Annotated in this window: 17 protein-coding genes and 2 pseudogenes; 16 read left to right on the forward strand and 3 right to left on the reverse strand. The window is 37.5% G+C overall.

All coding sequences use genetic code 11. The features are described from left to right. The first annotated feature begins 193 nt into the window (after nt 1–193). From LG329_RS17410 to LG329_RS17455, 10 genes and pseudogenes are all read left to right on the forward strand, one after another. Nucleotides 194–346, forward strand: coding sequence for a hypothetical protein (locus LG329_RS17410; protein WP_404452099.1), 153 nt, complete (start codon nt 194–196; stop codon nt 344–346). A gap of 296 nt (nt 347–642) precedes the next feature. After that, the gene (locus LG329_RS17415) at nt 643–807 is read left to right on the forward strand and encodes a helix-turn-helix transcriptional regulator (protein WP_404456752.1); all 165 of its coding nucleotides are present in this window, start codon (nt 643–645) and stop codon (nt 805–807) included. Between the two features lie 112 nt (nt 808–919). Continuing rightward, nucleotides 920–1195, forward strand: a complete 276-nt coding sequence (locus LG329_RS17420; protein ID WP_404452100.1) for a hypothetical protein — start codon at nt 920–922, stop codon at nt 1193–1195. A gap of 180 nt (nt 1196–1375) precedes the next feature. After that, nucleotides 1376–2077, forward strand: a complete 702-nt coding sequence (locus LG329_RS17425) for an MBL fold metallo-hydrolase (RefSeq protein ID WP_404452102.1) — start codon at nt 1376–1378, stop codon at nt 2075–2077. Between the two features lie 270 nt (nt 2078–2347). Further along, nucleotides 2348–3151 carry an RNA polymerase sigma factor gene (locus tag LG329_RS17430; protein WP_404452103.1) on the forward strand — a complete coding sequence of 268 codons (804 nt, stop codon included), beginning with the start codon at nt 2348–2350 and terminating at the stop codon, nt 3149–3151. A 24-nt stretch (nt 3152–3175) separates the two neighbouring features. Continuing rightward, nucleotides 3176–3289: pseudogene (locus LG329_RS17435) on the forward strand (ATP-dependent Clp protease proteolytic subunit); the annotation flags it as partial. A 68-nt stretch (nt 3290–3357) separates the two neighbouring features. Beyond that, entirely contained in the window at nt 3358–4407 is a 1050-nt protein-coding gene (locus LG329_RS17440; RefSeq protein ID WP_404452104.1) for an SDR family oxidoreductase, read from the forward strand. A gap of 373 nt (nt 4408–4780) precedes the next feature. After that, nucleotides 4781–4993, forward strand: coding sequence for a helix-turn-helix transcriptional regulator (locus LG329_RS17445; protein ID WP_404452105.1), 213 nt, complete (start codon nt 4781–4783; stop codon nt 4991–4993). Then, the gene (locus tag LG329_RS17450) at nt 4990–5469 is read left to right on the forward strand and encodes a hypothetical protein (protein WP_404452106.1); all 480 of its coding nucleotides are present in this window, start codon (nt 4990–4992) and stop codon (nt 5467–5469) included. Before LG329_RS17445 ends, LG329_RS17450 begins: the two co-directional genes overlap by 4 nt. Before the next feature lie 124 nt (nt 5470–5593). Then, nucleotides 5594–6154 carry a GNAT family N-acetyltransferase gene (locus LG329_RS17455; RefSeq protein WP_404452107.1) on the forward strand — a complete coding sequence of 187 codons (561 nt, stop codon included), beginning with the start codon at nt 5594–5596 and terminating at the stop codon, nt 6152–6154. A 254-nt stretch (nt 6155–6408) separates the two neighbouring features. Here LG329_RS17455 and LG329_RS17460 read toward each other — a convergent pair. Continuing rightward, a pseudogene (locus LG329_RS17460) lies at nt 6409–7742 on the reverse strand (purine-cytosine permease family protein). 389 nt (nt 7743–8131) lie between these two features. On the opposite strand from LG329_RS17460, the gene LG329_RS17465 reads away from it, so the two are divergent. Further along, the gene (locus LG329_RS17465) at nt 8132–8527 is read left to right on the forward strand and encodes a VOC family protein (protein ID WP_404452108.1); all 396 of its coding nucleotides are present in this window, start codon (nt 8132–8134) and stop codon (nt 8525–8527) included. Between the two features lie 62 nt (nt 8528–8589). Here the strand turns inward: LG329_RS17465 and LG329_RS17470 are convergent, their stop codons facing one another. Beyond that, on the reverse strand, nt 8590–9234 hold the full coding sequence (locus LG329_RS17470) for a peptidylprolyl isomerase (RefSeq protein ID WP_404452109.1): 645 nt from the start codon (nt 9232–9234) through the stop codon (nt 8590–8592). 366 nt (nt 9235–9600) lie between these two features. Between LG329_RS17470 and LG329_RS17475 the strand changes: the two genes are divergently transcribed. The 5 genes from LG329_RS17475 (at nt 9601) to LG329_RS17495 (ending at nt 14598) form a co-directional block, all read left to right on the forward strand. Next, complete coding sequence (locus tag LG329_RS17475) at nt 9601–9990, forward strand: SRPBCC family protein (RefSeq protein WP_404452111.1); 390 nt, start codon at nt 9601–9603, stop codon at nt 9988–9990. A 166-nt stretch (nt 9991–10156) separates the two neighbouring features. After that, a complete protein-coding gene (locus LG329_RS17480) occupies nt 10157–11266 on the forward strand; it encodes an amidohydrolase (RefSeq protein WP_404452112.1) in 1110 nt (369 codons plus the stop codon). A 129-nt stretch (nt 11267–11395) separates the two neighbouring features. Further along, the gene (nhaC, locus tag LG329_RS17485) at nt 11396–12766 is read left to right on the forward strand and encodes a Na+/H+ antiporter NhaC (protein ID WP_404456755.1); all 1371 of its coding nucleotides are present in this window, start codon (nt 11396–11398) and stop codon (nt 12764–12766) included. Nucleotides 12767–12793: 27 nt separating this feature from the next. Further along, the gene (locus tag LG329_RS17490) at nt 12794–13906 is read left to right on the forward strand and encodes a mandelate racemase/muconate lactonizing enzyme family protein (RefSeq protein ID WP_404452113.1); all 1113 of its coding nucleotides are present in this window, start codon (nt 12794–12796) and stop codon (nt 13904–13906) included. After that, nucleotides 13903–14598 carry a hypothetical protein gene (locus tag LG329_RS17495; RefSeq protein ID WP_404452114.1) on the forward strand — a complete coding sequence of 232 codons (696 nt, stop codon included), beginning with the start codon at nt 13903–13905 and terminating at the stop codon, nt 14596–14598. The genes LG329_RS17490 and LG329_RS17495 overlap by 4 nt, the downstream gene beginning before the upstream one ends. Nucleotides 14599–14648: 50 nt before the next feature. On the opposite strand, the gene LG329_RS17500 is transcribed toward LG329_RS17495, so the two are convergent. Beyond that, complete coding sequence (locus tag LG329_RS17500; protein ID WP_404452115.1) at nt 14649–14996, reverse strand: winged helix-turn-helix transcriptional regulator; 348 nt, start codon at nt 14994–14996, stop codon at nt 14649–14651. Between the last annotated feature and the right edge of the window lie 10 nt (nt 14997–15006).

The raw sequence follows: 15006 nt of genomic DNA on the forward strand, positions 1-15006 counted from the left end.
AAGTGTAAGAGTATTGAACCGAAAGTGTAATAATTGGAGTCGAAAATGCGATAGTAGTGTAAAAAGGCTACCTTATAGATTTAATTAGATGGTTCATCTTGAAATTGTAAGTTATGCCAGAACAACACGACTGCAAATGAATTATGACCAAAGGGATTATCTATTAAAGCGATTAAATTGGGGGGAATAGAAAATGGATGTAAAGACACTTTTGTTACAACAATGGGCAAGCTGCTTAGATGAAGAAGACTGGTTTCCACCACTTGAAAAAGTGCTAGAGGATATTACTTTTGAACGGGCAATTTGGAAACCAGCTGATGGGGCAATGAATTCCATTTGGAAATAGTTTGTCATTTGCGTTTCTATGAAAAGAGATTTCTGATGCGATTTCTTGGTGAAACTGCATCAAGTGCTTCGATTTCTTTTACAGTTTTATTTTCATTGAGAGCATAGGATAAATCTTTCTCTGAGAGGGGTTTTCTTGTGAACGTAAGAAAACTAACCCACTCATTTTTAAAAAATGTAAAAAAAGTTTGACATTAATTTCGGTTTAGCATACACTAAATATGTAAAATGTATTTGACGTTTAGTTGGTGAAAAGTATTGAAAAATCTAATTAAAAAGTTACGTAAAAATAAGAAAATGTCACAAGAAGACTTGGCCCAAAGGTGCAAGGTATCTAGACAGACTATTAATGCGATTGAAAACAATAAATATGATCCTAGTCTCGTTCTGGCATTCTCTTTAGCCACCATAATGGATGTCACTGTAGATGAATTATTTTTGTATGAAATGGATGGTGAGTAAAATGACAAAAAAAAGTTTTGTTCTAATTATATGTTTCTCACTAATTTTATTCATTGTTTTAACGTGGTCAGATCTCATGAATGGGGATTTTTTGTCTAAGGGGAATATGCTAATGTTCGTAATTTTGCTGGGTGGAAGCTTTCAGCTCTTTACATGGCGAAATGATGAAAGAGCGAAAAAGGATGAAATGGGTAGACAAATTGTAAGTCGGAGTTCTGTAATTAGCTATCGGATTCTGACAGCCGCACTTTTCGTGTTGTGGCTGGTTGACCGGAAACTTTATCATCCAAATAATGAGTTCGGCAATGAATTTTTATTTATCGGGTTATGTCTTTCGCTTGTCCTCCTACCCGTATCGCAGTTTATAGCATCCAGGAAGTATCGATAATTACGTGAAAGTCGCGTAATTGAAAACCAGTCGAATGATTGATCATTTTGGGATCTTCTATGATGTAACCCTGATTCCCCATGATAATCTATGATGTTTCATGATAGTTGGTGAAACCGTTAAAACGAGGGTTGCGTGACTCCCTCCTTTACTTACAAGCAATAATAGGGGGTTAAAATGATGTATCAAAGGAAGTCTGAGTTCTTGTATCAACTGACTTTTAAACAATTCATTTTTCAAGTAAATTGTTTTTTGTCAGAAGAAGAGGATGAATTGACTTTGATTGATGCGGCGAACCCGGGAAACGCTGAGCGGATTTTGGATGTTGCCAAACAAATTGGAAAACCGATTACGAAGCTCGTCTTCACACATGCCCATGGAGATCATATCGGATCATTGGATCTTTTGAAGGAAGCATTGCCAGATGCCTGTGTGATGATTCCCGAGCGGGAAATGAAAATATTTTATGGGAACACTGAACCTCAACCCGGGGAGCCGAAATCGCCGATTCGTCAAATCACCTATCCCAAATCTCTGAAAACAAAGCCCGATGTACTTCTTCAAAATGATGACCGGGTAAACTCGCTTTTGGCCATCACCTCCCCCGGGCATTCACCGGGTTCCATGTCTTTTTTTGATACACGTGACAGCGCATTGATTGTCGGAGATGCATTTCAAACTCTGGGTGGTGTTGCTGTGTCTGGAAAGTTCAAACCACTATACCCATTCCCAGCTTTAGCAACATGGAACAAACAAGTTTCGTTGTCCAGTGCCCGTAAATTAAGAGAACTCTCACCATCCTTGTTAGCGGTTGGCCACGGCGATGCGCTTGATCAACCATTACTAGAGATGGACCGCGCAATTAAACTCGCACAAAGTTGAGGATACTTATAATCGGGTTAAGCTCTTCATCATCGTATAAGGAACGAAATAAAAAAATATTTCTATTCAACAATACGAACGGGCGCTTTCTGGAATAAAGGTCAGTGCTCACTTTTCATTTAAAGGGCTATTTTGTTAAATAAAAGATTAATAATCAAAATTAGCAAAGACCATCCATTTTTCAAAAAAATTTTTTATATACCCGTATCTTTTTGTTTTGATTTTTCGTTTATAAGAAGTGAAAGACCAAAATTGAGGAGTGGATTTGCAATGCGGCCGCATGTACAAAAAACTCTCGCTGTAGCGAATGAAAAGTTTGAGAATGCTGTTCAACAATACCTGAAGGACTTAGAAAACTATTGCCAATCATTGAGTAACTCAACATGGGATGGAGAAGACCTGATGCAGGAAACATTGACCAAGGCTTATAAAAGCTGGATTGGAACACCGAAGTCTGTGTCCAAAGCTTATTTATTTCGAATTGCCTCCAATACATGGATTGATGAATTCCGAAAATGCAAGCCGGATGTAGTTTTTAATTCGGATATGTCTGAACGAATGGCGAAGAAAGAAATGAATTCGGATGTTATGTATAGTGCAATTGAAATGTTGTTGCGTGAGCTTACGCCTAAACAACGTGTTGCCATGTTGCTGTCTGGAATGGACTACACAGCACAGGAAATCGCAGAGATGACTGGAACAAGTGAAGGGGCAGTTAAGGCAGCTCTCCATCGTGCTCGAAAAAGATTAAATCGGATGAAAAATGAAGATGATTTAAACATGGACCATCACAGAGTTATAACGTATGTCACTGCAATACAAAATGGGAAACCGGAAAAATTAATAGATCTCTTTCAAAAAGAAATGTTGGAACCCCACCAAATGTCCGTCACATCTGTTCAAATAGTTTCTAGACCAAGGGTAGCAATACAACAAATTTCGAGAGTAGGTGTGTCATACTTACTTGTGGCAATTCAAGTTAACAATGGAAATCTCTTATTTATACCATTTTATAGGTCAGAATGGCTGAATTCATCGTTATGGTTGACGCAGGAGTCTTCATTCGTCTCATAAAGAAAGGGATATCCAAGATGTCGAATGTCAGAACGTTCGTATGATATTTATTCACGGTTATTAAAGGACCGGGTTGTGTTTCTTGGGGCAAAGGTCAATGATGAAATTGCGAATAGTATTGTGGCGCATTGTTGTTTTGCGGTGGATTCAGAGTATAATTGAAGGAATTTTTATTTGATATTAAACGAAAGGAATGGAGGAGAACTATGAAGGTTCTTATTTTAGGAGGTACTCGTTTTTTAGGAAAAGCTTTAGTGGAAGAAGCATTGAAAAGAGGGCATGAAATTACCTTATTTAATCGTGGGAACAATAAAGAAGCGTTTCCTGAGGTTGAGCAGCTAATCGGTAATAGAGACAGCGATGTATCACTTCTAAAAAAACGGAAATGGGATGTTGTAATGGACACATGCGGATTTGCTCCTCATCAAATCAAAAAAATCGCTTCTGTACTTGGGGATAACATCGAACATTATACATACATCTCGAGCATCTCGGTTTATAAAGATTGGATTCCACCCAATATTACAGAAGGGTATCATTTAACATCCATGATGCCGCCCGCTGATAAATTGAAAGACGTTGAGGATGGCAAAATCTCTCCTTATGAGTACTACGGTGCGCTGAAAGTACTATGTGAAGAAGAAGCAGAGAGGCATTGGCCAGGACGTGTTTTGCAAATAAGAGCAGGTTTGCTGGTCGGACCGTTTGACTATTCGGATCGTCTTCCCTACTGGATTCAGCGTGTAGCGCAGGGTGGTAAAGTATTAGCGCCGGGACGTTCAGATCGTCCGATTCAATTGATAGACATAAAAGATATAACTACATGGGTGTTCAATATGGCGGAAAACAGAAAAGTAGGTACGTTCAATGTAACAGGCCCGAATTATGAATTGACTATGGAAGAGCTATTGAACACTTGTAAAACTGTTACAAACAGTGATACCGAATTTGTGTGGACAGAAGAACATTTTATAATGGAGAACAAAGTACAGCCATGGACAGAAATGCCTTTATGGATCCCTGAACACTTTCCGTTAGACGGAGAGGCTGAACCTTGGAAAGGTGCCTTTGACATCAGTATAGAAAAAGCTGTTAATGATGGTCTTTCCTTCCGCCCTCTTGAAGATACTATTTATGATGCGTATCAATGGGTGAAAGAAAGACAGAATACAGAACGAAAAGCGGGGATATCACTAGAAAATGAGAAAGAGCTGCTAGAGACTTGGCTCCAAAAAGAGAAAAAGAAGACATTGTGATGTTCTTTATGAAATCAGTTCAACAAAAATAGTTTTCTCTTAACTTCCATTTAGAAATAAGGTAAACAAATTTTCAGCAAAAGAGGCGCAATTCTGTAGTTAGAATTGTGCTCTTTTTATTGCAGATGGGCGAGTACTTGATTTAAAAACCTGATTATCCGCCAGTAAACAAAGCTTCTGGAGGAAGGTGTTCCAAATAAGTCTGTTTGAGAGGGGTTCTTTCCTCTTGTATAGGGCGCGTTTCTGGAGTTGAATGCGTCTTTTTTAATCTAAATTAAAGTAATAATAAACTTAACGTAATGTTAACTTGACTTAACATTATGTTAAGTTTATTATATTTATAAATTAAAATAATGAAATGAAGGAGATCAATGTGCAACTATCCAATCGAATTAGGGAATTGCGTGCTCGTTTCCAATGGACCCAGCAAGATCTTGCGTCAAAAGTGGGAGTAACTAGACAAACAATTGCTGCATTAGAAAAGGGAGATTATATTCCTTCTCTTCTCTTAGCGATGAACATTTGTCTTGAATTTCAACTGACTGTTGAAGAGGTATTTCAATTAAAAGGGGAGGAACAACAATGAAATTAAAAGGAAACTATTTATTAAATATAACGGTCTTAGCCTTGTTTGGATGGGGAATGATAGCATTTTATGATACAGCAATGGAAATTAAATCTACTATTGATAATTCAAATATAAATGGTTTTGGTTTTTCGTTGAATGTACTACCGATTATTCTTTTTTTAATTGTTGCCATACCAGCTTCAGTTGTATTTACTCGAAAACAACGAAAGGATAAAAAGGGATGGAAGGAAGCAATTCTCTTTCCAGCTGAATTTAGGGAAAAAGATGAACGAGAAAAAGCGCTAACTTCGAAGGCTTGTCGAAATACTTATATATCAACGTTGATTGCATTTCCATTTCTTGCTGTATGTATGATATTTCAGCCGTTTGCTTCTGATTATTTTGCTGCCTATCCTATTGTTGTTTTAATGCTTTTTCCAATTACACAAGTAACAGTTTATTATCTGTCATTAAAAAAGGACTACGCTGATTGATAAGAAACTGCTAAAGTATCTATCGTAACCCTGGCTATATAACACATAGCACTAATCGGCTTAGAAGTTGCTAGAGTAATTGAGACAACTAATCTTATAATTAATAGATAGGGGACCGAGGTTAATGGAGGTTAGTCAAAAAGAATTTTGTATTAATAATTTACGTTATAGCATAAGGTCTGCAATTGATCAAGATGCAAAAAACTTGTCTGAAGTAAGATTACAAATAGATGGTGAAACTGAAAATTTGGATAGAGAAAAGGGCGAGGCGTACATAGATGAATCAGGTTTTAAACAGATGATTCAAGACGACACAGAAAGTACTAGTAACCTATTTTTAGTTGCTGAAGCAGGTGAAAGAGTTGTAGGTTTTTCAAGATGTGAAGGGAACAAACTAAAAAGAATTTCTCATAAAGTAGAATTTGGGGTCTGTGTATTAAAAGAATACTGGGGATATGGTATAGGAAAGAATCTATTAAAAGAAGCTATTCATTGGGCAGACTCAAATGAGATTAAGAAAATCACGTTGAACGTCCTTGAAACAAATGATAAAGCTGTAAATCTTTATAAAAAGTATGGTTTTGAAGTGGAAGGTATCTTAAAAAATGACAAGATTCTATCTGACGGGAATTACTATAATACCGTGTTGATGGGTAGGTTTAATGATAATTTAATAATAAGATGATTTTGTGTTACAGATTTATGGCATGGTGTTTCTGATGGGATAGACATGTATTCAAAAATGAAAAAGTATGAGAAACAAAGTCTCAATACTGTATTCATGTATTGGATAGAAAAGTCTATTTTGTGCTATTTATAATAAGGAATTAACAAGTAATTACTTTATGTCAGGGCTTAACTGCATACCAAAAGGACAGCACCTATTTAATTTTGGTGCTGTCCTTTTAACATGAAGATGGGGGCTGACCCCCAAAATACTTATCTAATATAGTCTTCTTTATCAATATCGTTGGCTTCATTCTTGACGTAGTATTTACCTTTAGTGGCAATTGCCAAAACGATGGTGAGGATAGCAGCAAGGATTGCGGAGAAGAATGCAGCAGTACTTTGTAGGAATGTTCCCATGAATCCTAATGCTGCGATAGTACCTAGGCCACTTGAAATAACTAGTGATCCAACACCAACCGGATTCCACTTAAATAAATAGTTTTGTCTTGCCTCAAAATAACTAGGACCAATCTTCAGGGCTTTTTTAACAACAATTGCATCTATAACTATTATAGTTGCCCAAGATAAGAGAAAGACCCCTTGAAATGTCAAGACTACTTCAAGATGATCGACAATATTGAGAAGCATCAGGATGATTGCTGATATACCAGTAACCACTACCCAAAAACGTCTTCCAGGCTTAAATTTAAATACATTTTCAAAGAAGCTCGATAAGGATAATGAACCGCTATAAATATTTGTAACATTAATCCTGATTTGAGTTAACATCGTAAATAAAGCTCCCCAGATACCAAGTAGCAACACAATATATACTCCAGGATTCGGCTCTCCTAGACGAACACCAAACCAGATGCCAAGACCACCCATTACTCCGAAGCAGAAGATTTGTGGGACAAACCCGATAGCAAAGATTCCAATTTTCGTATCCTTAGGTTTTAAAAAGCGGGCGTAATCCGAAGCAAGAAGGGGAGTTAAACCCATAATTCCATGTTGCATTCCGATACAGAGTAATAATGCAGTTCCTCCAACTTGAACACCTTCTGGCATGTATGACCAAAAGCTTCCATCATACGAAGAAGGCCCCATAGCGGCCATTACAATAGCAGCAATTAGAAAAATAAAAAATAAAGGCAATGACCATTTCTGTATTTTGTCTAATTGCTAACGGGAAAGAATTCGTGAACAGCAGCGACCAGGATTAACCCTTCCAATGCACAATACATGATGAAATTGGTTGCATAAATAAATGAAGTCAAGGATGCGCCAACATATCCAAACCCGCCACCTCTAGATAACAAATTGACGTTCATTCCAGATTTAGCAGATAAATAGGCAATAAAAGTTCCCAATACCCCTGCAACAACAATTGCGTAAACAGCAGATATAATAGCATTTATAGCTCCAAATTGAAGTGCCATAACACTTCCCATCTGAAAATAAAAAATAGCTGTTGCAATACCAAATGTAATATTGGTAATACTTAACCAACCCATGTTTCTCTTATCTCGAGGTACTCTATCTAGTGAGTAATCACCATCCAGTTCCTCGGGCTCTTTACTTTCTTGAGATTGATAGGCTTCCATTGTAATCAGCTCCTTTTCTATGTTGTAAAGTGCAGACATAACGTCGTGCCAATAGAAGTGCAACCTTATTAACCTATCAATAAAGAAAGAATGATTCAAACCGTAATATACTGCATATAGCACGGATAGTTCAAGAAAAAGCCTATTAATCTCTTTAATACTGTTATTAACTTATAAATAGTTATTATCTGTATATAAGTAACCTTAATAGTCATTAATATTCGGAATTACGGCCAGTCCAAAGTTTGATTCTATTTTTTTGAACCATGGTAAATTGAATATATTTAATTATTAATATATTCCCAAATTTGTTATAATAATGGAGTGCCGAAGACTGTTGAATATGCTACATAATTTAATGGTACAAAATTAAATCTAGGAGGAAAATGATGGGAAGATTAGTGCATTTTGAAATCCATGTGGATGATATGGAAAGGGCTACGAAGTTTTATGGAGAGGTATTTGGCTGGAATTTTGAAGATTGGAGCGAATATGCTGGCATGCCTTATATGGGAGCTGTTACTGGCGATGAAAATGAGCCTGGAATTAACGGAGCTTTGATGCAACGCCAAAGTCCTCCTCCAGAACCAAAACAGGCTTTGAATGGCTATGCGTGTACAATGGGAGTGGAAGATTACGATTCTATCGAAGAAAAAATTATTAATAATGGAGGCAAGGTAGCATTGCCTAAATATGCTCTGCCGGGAATGGCTTGGCAGGGGTATTATATTGATACGGAAGGAAACACATTTGGCATTCATCAACCAGATGAGAACGCAAAGTAGAGTAAATAAGAAAAATCTCAGTTAATTTTGAACTGAGATTTTTCTTATTTACTCTACTAGAATTATTCAATTACATCTGGCTCAGAATAATCATATCCATTGGTCTCTACTTTTACATTTTTCATTCGCTGTTCTTCTATTGGTTTGTCAGCAGCATTTCGTTCTACAGAAACGATCGCATCAACGACCTCCATGCCTTCGACTACTTTTCCAAATGCAGCATATTTTCCATCGAGGTTAGGGGACGCTTTAACCATGATAAAGAATTGTGATCCTGCTGAATCAGGATCTGACGAGCGAGCCATCGAAATAACGCCGCGTTCATGTTTTAAGTCATTTTCAAAACCATTTGAACTAAACTCACCCTTAATCGAATATCCGGGTCCACCTGTACCATTTCCTTTAGGGTCGCCACCTTGAATCATGAATTCAGGAATCACGCGATGGAAAATTAACCCATCATAAAAACCCTCTTTGACTAGAGAAATAAAGTTATTGACGGTGTTTGGGGCTTTATCCGGATACAATTCAATCTTTATCTCCTTGTCATTTTCCATTGTAATGGTGACTATTGGATTCTCTTGATCAGACTTTTCCTGGCCCTTTGACTCACTATCTGATTCTTTTCCGCAAGCTGTAAAAATTATAACGAACAACATTGCACTAACAATTAACAAAAATCGTTTATTTCTGGTTAACTTCTTCATCCCATCCCAAACCTCCCTGTGAAATGCAAAAAAACTTTCAAAATAATATATAATGTTAGCTTCTCATGTATCTAGTAACCTGTGGAATAGGTATTATTAACCAAATTTGACCTTGTTCCTCTTTGAAAGTCTGACTATAACTATTTTGATAGATTAAGAAATAAATATCCAATACGGAGCCGATTGCAGAATAAGCAGGAGTTTATTAATGGTTGTCGAATTTACTTTATATATAGTTTTTAGCAAAAGGTACTGGTAAAATAATAGTGTGGGATAATAGATATGAATTTGGAGGAAATCAGCTTGAGTATTCATTTTGAAGTAAAAAGAACTTTTCAGGTATCTTAACAAAAAGCGTATACAGGTTTGCTTGATCTCGATTCTGCCAAGAACTGGATGCAAGGATTAGTGGGCATAGAGCGATTGGATGAGGGTCCATTGCAAGTGGGAAGTCAATGGAAAGAGACAAGAAAGATGTTTGGAAAAGAGGCTTCTGAACACTTTGAAGTTATCGAACTCGAAGAACCAGAGAAAATTGTACTACGCTGTGATGGGACGAAAGGAACAATGGGAAAAGGAGAGCTTGTGTTTACATATATAATTTCTTCATCGGATGATTATACAGATATTACTTTATCCGGTGAAGTAAAGGGACTTACTGGTTTATCCAAATTGTTTGGAAAAATGATGGCAGGAACCTTTAAAAAAGCAAGTGCGAAAGATTTGGATGCGTTAAAAAGTTATTTGGAAAAGTGAATCATTTTGTATAGAATTAAAACGCTTAGAGGGAGGCAATTCTGGGCGTTTGTTGTACCGTTTCATGTGTCGTAGCATGGGGCGGTATTTTTCTTCTTTAAATAATCTTTGTGTAGAAATTTTTTCGGAAAATGTGTAGTATTCTAAAAAAGGAGGATGGATTCTAATGGTTAGTAACATTAAACAAATGATTCATGATTGGTTTCAATACTTTCACTCCTATCCGGAAATTAGCTGGAAAGAAGTTGAGACAACCAATAAAATTGGCTCAATTTTGGATTCGATGGGGGTAACCTATCACAGGTTTAACGATGTGACTGGCCTTGTTGCTGAAATTGGCACTGGTGATGAAGTTATTGCGGTTCGTGCTGATATTGATGCGTTATGGCAGGAGGTAGATGGGAAGTTTCAAGCAAATCATTCATGTGGACATGATGCAAATATCTCGATGGTGCTTGGTGCACTCGCTTACTTGAAGGATGAAAAGTTAACAAAACGAATTCGCTTTATATTTCAACCAGCTGAAGAGAAAGGTAATGGTTCTGAAGCAATGATTGAGCGTGGTGTAATTGATAATGTCTCCTATTTATTTGGCGTGCATTTACGTCCGATTGAGGAACTTACTTTTGGTCAAGTTTCTCCCGCAATCCAGCATGGTGCTGCTGTCTTTTTAGAAGGGAAAATTCAAGGAGAAGATGCACACGGCGCAAGGCCACATCAAGGGAAAAATGCTATTGATGTCTTATTTTCTATCCAGCAACTACTGAAAAATATTTATTTTTCACCATTTGAACCATATTCTATTAAACTAACAAAAGTTCAAGCTGGTGGAGAGAGTTTAAATATCATTCCGGGGTCAGCTTCTTTTGCTATTGATCTACGTGCCCAAAATAATTCAGTGTTGGCCGAGATACAAGAACGAGTTGAAAAAGAACTAGAAACTATTTCAGCATTACATGAAGTAACTATTTCAACGGACTGGATTGATTATACACCAGGAGCAGAGGTTTCAGCAGATGCTGCAGCAATTGCGGGGGAAGCGATACGCGAGGTAGTTGGCGATTCGAATACAATGCCAACAGTGGTAACTTCTGGAAGTGACGATTTCCACTTCTACACGATTCATGATACCAACTTAAAAGCAACAATGATTGGAATTGGTGCGGATTTAGTACCAGGACTGCATCATCCCCAAATGGAATTTAACCACGAAGCATTGGATATCGGTGCAAGAACTTTAGCAAAAACAATTGAAAAGTGTGCAAATAAAAATTGACAGGTCGATAAACTGCATCTAGAATTAACTAAATAATCTTTAAATAGAAATAATTGAAAACACATTACAGGAGGGAATATCTTGAAAAATAAAATAAACATTTGGTGGGCTTTATTGCCCTTGGTAGTAATGATTGTTGTCATGATTCTAACGATTGTTGTATTTGAACAAGGACCACATATTCCCTTAGTTATTGGAACTGTTATTGCTGCTTTAGTTGCTTGGAAAAAGTGTGGTTTTAAATGGAAAGAGATTGAGGAGATGATGTATAAAGGTGTTAAGTTAGCGCTACCCGCAATTGTAATTATTATGCTGGTCGGTTTAATAATAGGCTCTTGGATTGGCGGTGGAGTAGTTGCTACGATGATTTATTATGGCTTGGAAATCATTTCACCATCACTTTTCCTCGTCACAATTGCAATCATTTGTGCGATCGTCTCACTTGCGATTGGAAGTTCCTGGGCAACAATGGGAACGATTGGAGTAGCAGGAATGGGGATTGGTATTAGTATGGGCATCCCTGCGCCTATGATAGCTGGAGCTGTCATTTCAGGAGCATATTTTGGTGACAAAATGTCTCCTTTGTCAGATACGACGAACCTGGCTTCCGGGTTAACTCATACCGATTTATTTGTACATATCAAACATATGTTGTGGACAACTATTCCGGGCCTATTAATTGCCCTTGGTGTTTATGCGTACTTAGGAAAGGATTTTGGCCAAAGTGCGGCAGAGTCTGCTGATATAGGCAAAACAATTACTGTTTTACAAGAAAGTTTTGTTATATCACCTTTTTTATTATTGGTTCCGTTAGCCGTAATATTACTTGTTGTGATGAAAGTACCTGCAGCCCCAGCATTATTCGTAGGGATCATTCTTGGCTTTTTAGCGCAAGTTGTCATTCAGGGTGACTCTATAGCAAGTGCCTTGGCAGTTCTGCAAAGTGGGTACACGATTGATACAGAAAATGCAGTGGTAGCCGATTTATTAAATCGGGGAGGGCTCGATTCCATGATGTACACTGTTTCATTGGCAATTGTAGCAATGACCTTTGGTGGTATATTAGAGTATTCGGGCATGCTGCAATCGATCATGGACCAATTATTAAAAGTAGTGAAATCATCTAGCTCGTTAATAGCGTCAACCCTTGGTGCATGTTTTCTGACAAATGTATCGTGTGCAGAACAGTATGTTTCCATTGTTGTACCATCAAGAATGTTTGCTAAAGTTTATACAGATAAAAATCTTCATTCCAAAAACTTATCCCGAGCACTCGAAGATGGAGGTACATTAACATCTGTTTTCGTACCATGGAATACGTGTGGCGTGTTTATTCTTGGAACATTGGGTGTTCATGCATTTGCCTATGCTCCATATGCGATATTGAATTTTATTGTACCGATTATTTCCTTGATCTACGCATTCACAGGATATACGATTGCCAAATTATCAACGGAAGAAAAGCTTGCTATACAGGAGAAAGAAGAAGCGGCTGGATAAACAACGATAGATAGGAAGGATTATATTATGAAAATATCAGAAATCGAAATTTTTGCTATCGAACTGCCACTTATTGAGCCATTCGTGATTAGTTATGCTAATTATAGCTCGATGCCATCCATTATCGTTAAAATTACAACAGACAATGGACTTGTTGGTTACGGGGAAGGTGTGGCTGATGAGCATGTTACAGGTGAAAGCTTTGAAAGCACGTTCCATGTTCTTGCATCAACAATTGCACCAAAAATTTTAGGTGAGAATCCGATAAATATGGAACGAATTCATGATGTAATGAATACATCCATCTATGGTGTTCCAACCGCTAAGGCGGCCATCGATATAGCTTGTTACGATGTGGTAGGTAAAGCGTTAGGCGTTCCGGTGTATGCGCTTTTAGGTGGTAGATACCATGAAAAGTTTCCAATTACACATGTGTTAAGCATTGATACACCTGAGAAAATGGCAGATGATGCTGCAAGACGTGTTAAGCAGGGATATCGTTCCTTTAAAATGAAAGTTGGTACAAACATCGTTGAAGATGTGAAACGGATTCAGTCTGTTTATGATCGAGTGGATGAGAATATTTCAATTCGTGTCGATGTAAACCAAGGTTGGAAATCGAGCTCCAAAACATTACAAGCGCTTGATAAGTTACAGGGTGTTTCATTGGATTGGCTCGAACAACCAGTTATAGCAGACGATATCGATGGCATGGTCGAAGTAAAATCAAAATCGCCCATTCCTATGATGATTGATGAAGGTTTACGTGGAGTACGAGAGATGCGAGAAATTATTGCAAAACGTGCGGCTGACAAGGTAAATATCAAATTAATGAAATGCGGTGGAATTTACCCAGCTGCTAAACTAGCACATATGGCTGAGATGGCCGGTATTGATTGCCAAGTTGGTTCGATGGTAGAGTCGTCAATCGGGTCAGCAGCAGGATTTCAAGTTGCATTTTCAAAAAAGGTTATAACGAGTGTTGAGTTAACAGGTCCTTTGAAATTTGAAAAAGACATAGGTAACCTGCAATATGATGTACCATTTATTCAGCTTAATGAAAAGCCCGGATTAGGTATAGACGTTGATAAGGATATGTTAGATGAATTAACCGTGCATTCAAAAAGGGTGACATTATGAGTGGAAAAGTCACAACAGGAGAACTACGTGATGGACAACCCTTTGACGTTCGCTATTTGACATTTGCTGATTTGTCTATCATTATGCAGCTACAAAAGAAAGTTGAAAATGCACTTTTATCAAATGCCACTTTAGAGCCACTTAGTAAAGAAGAGTTTACCGAAATTTTATCTGAACATCAATTCATGATAGGCGTCTTTGTAGATGAGAAAATGATAGCGTTCCGGGCAATGCGGCTCCCTGAAATGGACGGGGAACATTTAGGAATTGATGCAGGTCTCTCAGATGAAGAACTTTCAAAAGTCATCTATCAGGAAATTTCAACTATAGACCCTGATTATCGGGGAAATGGATTGCAAAATTATATGGGTAAGCTTTTTATGAATAGACTCGATAGTAAACGTTTTCGTTATGTTTGCGCAACTGTTGCTCCTTTTAATATTCCTAGTATAAAAGATAAACTGGAACTAGGTTTAGAAGTTGTTGCATTAAAAAGGAAATATGGTGGAAAACTTCGGTATATTTTCATGAAAGATTTAGCCGATTCTAGGAGTGAGCGCGTCTTTAATGAGGAAGTTTCCCTTAAGATGAGCGAAATTGAGAAGCAACAAAATTTATTACACTCAGGCTTCCTGGGAATATCTATTAAAGAAGTACAGGAAGAGTGGTATGTGAACTATTGTAGGATTTAATAGGTTGAATTAAAACGCTCAGAGGCAATGAACTCTGGGCGTTTTTTTGGTTACTCGCTCTTTTGATTCAATTTTTGCTTCTTATGCAACGTATGCTTCGTTCCCCATTCATGCATGGCTTCTAAAATGGGTTCCAGGCTTCTACCATATTCGGAAATGGAATATTCCACTTTGGGAGGAACCTGTGGGTATACCACGCGCTGAATAATGTCTTCTTTTTCTAATTCCCGTAACTGCTTTGTCAGCATTTTCTGTGTGATTCCAGGCAAACTACGTTTAAGTTCGCTAAAACGTTTTGTGCCTTCTTGGAGCAAATGTAATAGAATAATCGGTTTCCATTTACCGACTAAAATACCTAAAGCATCCTCTACACGGCAGTATTCCGGCACCTTGTCCATTTTATTTCCT

It is taken from the genome of Virgibacillus necropolis, from assembly GCF_044793635.1.
In the GTDB taxonomy this organism is placed as follows: Bacteria; Bacillota; Bacilli; order Bacillales; family Amphibacillaceae; genus Virgibacillus_F; species Virgibacillus_F necropolis_A.

Coding starts and splice junctions, on each gene's coding strand:
- LG329_RS17410 (WP_404452099.1), top strand. CDS start 194: ATGGATGTAAAGACACTTTTGTTACAACAATGGGCAAGCTGCTTAGAT.
- LG329_RS17415 (WP_404456752.1), top strand. CDS start 643: ATGTCACAAGAAGACTTGGCCCAAAGGTGCAAGGTATCTAGACAGACT.
- LG329_RS17420 (WP_404452100.1), top strand. CDS start 920: ATGTTCGTAATTTTGCTGGGTGGAAGCTTTCAGCTCTTTACATGGCGA.
- LG329_RS17425 (WP_404452102.1), top strand. CDS start 1,376: ATGTATCAAAGGAAGTCTGAGTTCTTGTATCAACTGACTTTTAAACAA.
- LG329_RS17430 (WP_404452103.1), top strand. CDS start 2,348: ATGCGGCCGCATGTACAAAAAACTCTCGCTGTAGCGAATGAAAAGTTT.
- LG329_RS17440 (WP_404452104.1), top strand. CDS start 3,358: ATGAAGGTTCTTATTTTAGGAGGTACTCGTTTTTTAGGAAAAGCTTTA.
- LG329_RS17450 (WP_404452106.1), top strand. CDS start 4,990: ATGAAATTAAAAGGAAACTATTTATTAAATATAACGGTCTTAGCCTTG.
- LG329_RS17455 (WP_404452107.1), top strand. CDS start 5,594: ATGGAGGTTAGTCAAAAAGAATTTTGTATTAATAATTTACGTTATAGC.
- LG329_RS17465 (WP_404452108.1), top strand. CDS start 8,132: ATGGGAAGATTAGTGCATTTTGAAATCCATGTGGATGATATGGAAAGG.
- LG329_RS17470 (WP_404452109.1), bottom strand. CDS start 9,234: ATGAAGAAGTTAACCAGAAATAAACGATTTTTGTTAATTGTTAGTGCA.
- LG329_RS17480 (WP_404452112.1), top strand. CDS start 10,157: ATGGTTAGTAACATTAAACAAATGATTCATGATTGGTTTCAATACTTT.
- nhaC (WP_404456755.1), top strand. CDS start 11,396: ATGATTGTTGTCATGATTCTAACGATTGTTGTATTTGAACAAGGACCA.
- LG329_RS17490 (WP_404452113.1), top strand. CDS start 12,794: ATGAAAATATCAGAAATCGAAATTTTTGCTATCGAACTGCCACTTATT.
- LG329_RS17495 (WP_404452114.1), top strand. CDS start 13,903: ATGAGTGGAAAAGTCACAACAGGAGAACTACGTGATGGACAACCCTTT.
- LG329_RS17500 (WP_404452115.1), bottom strand. CDS start 14,996: ATGGACAAGGTGCCGGAATACTGCCGTGTAGAGGATGCTTTAGGTATT.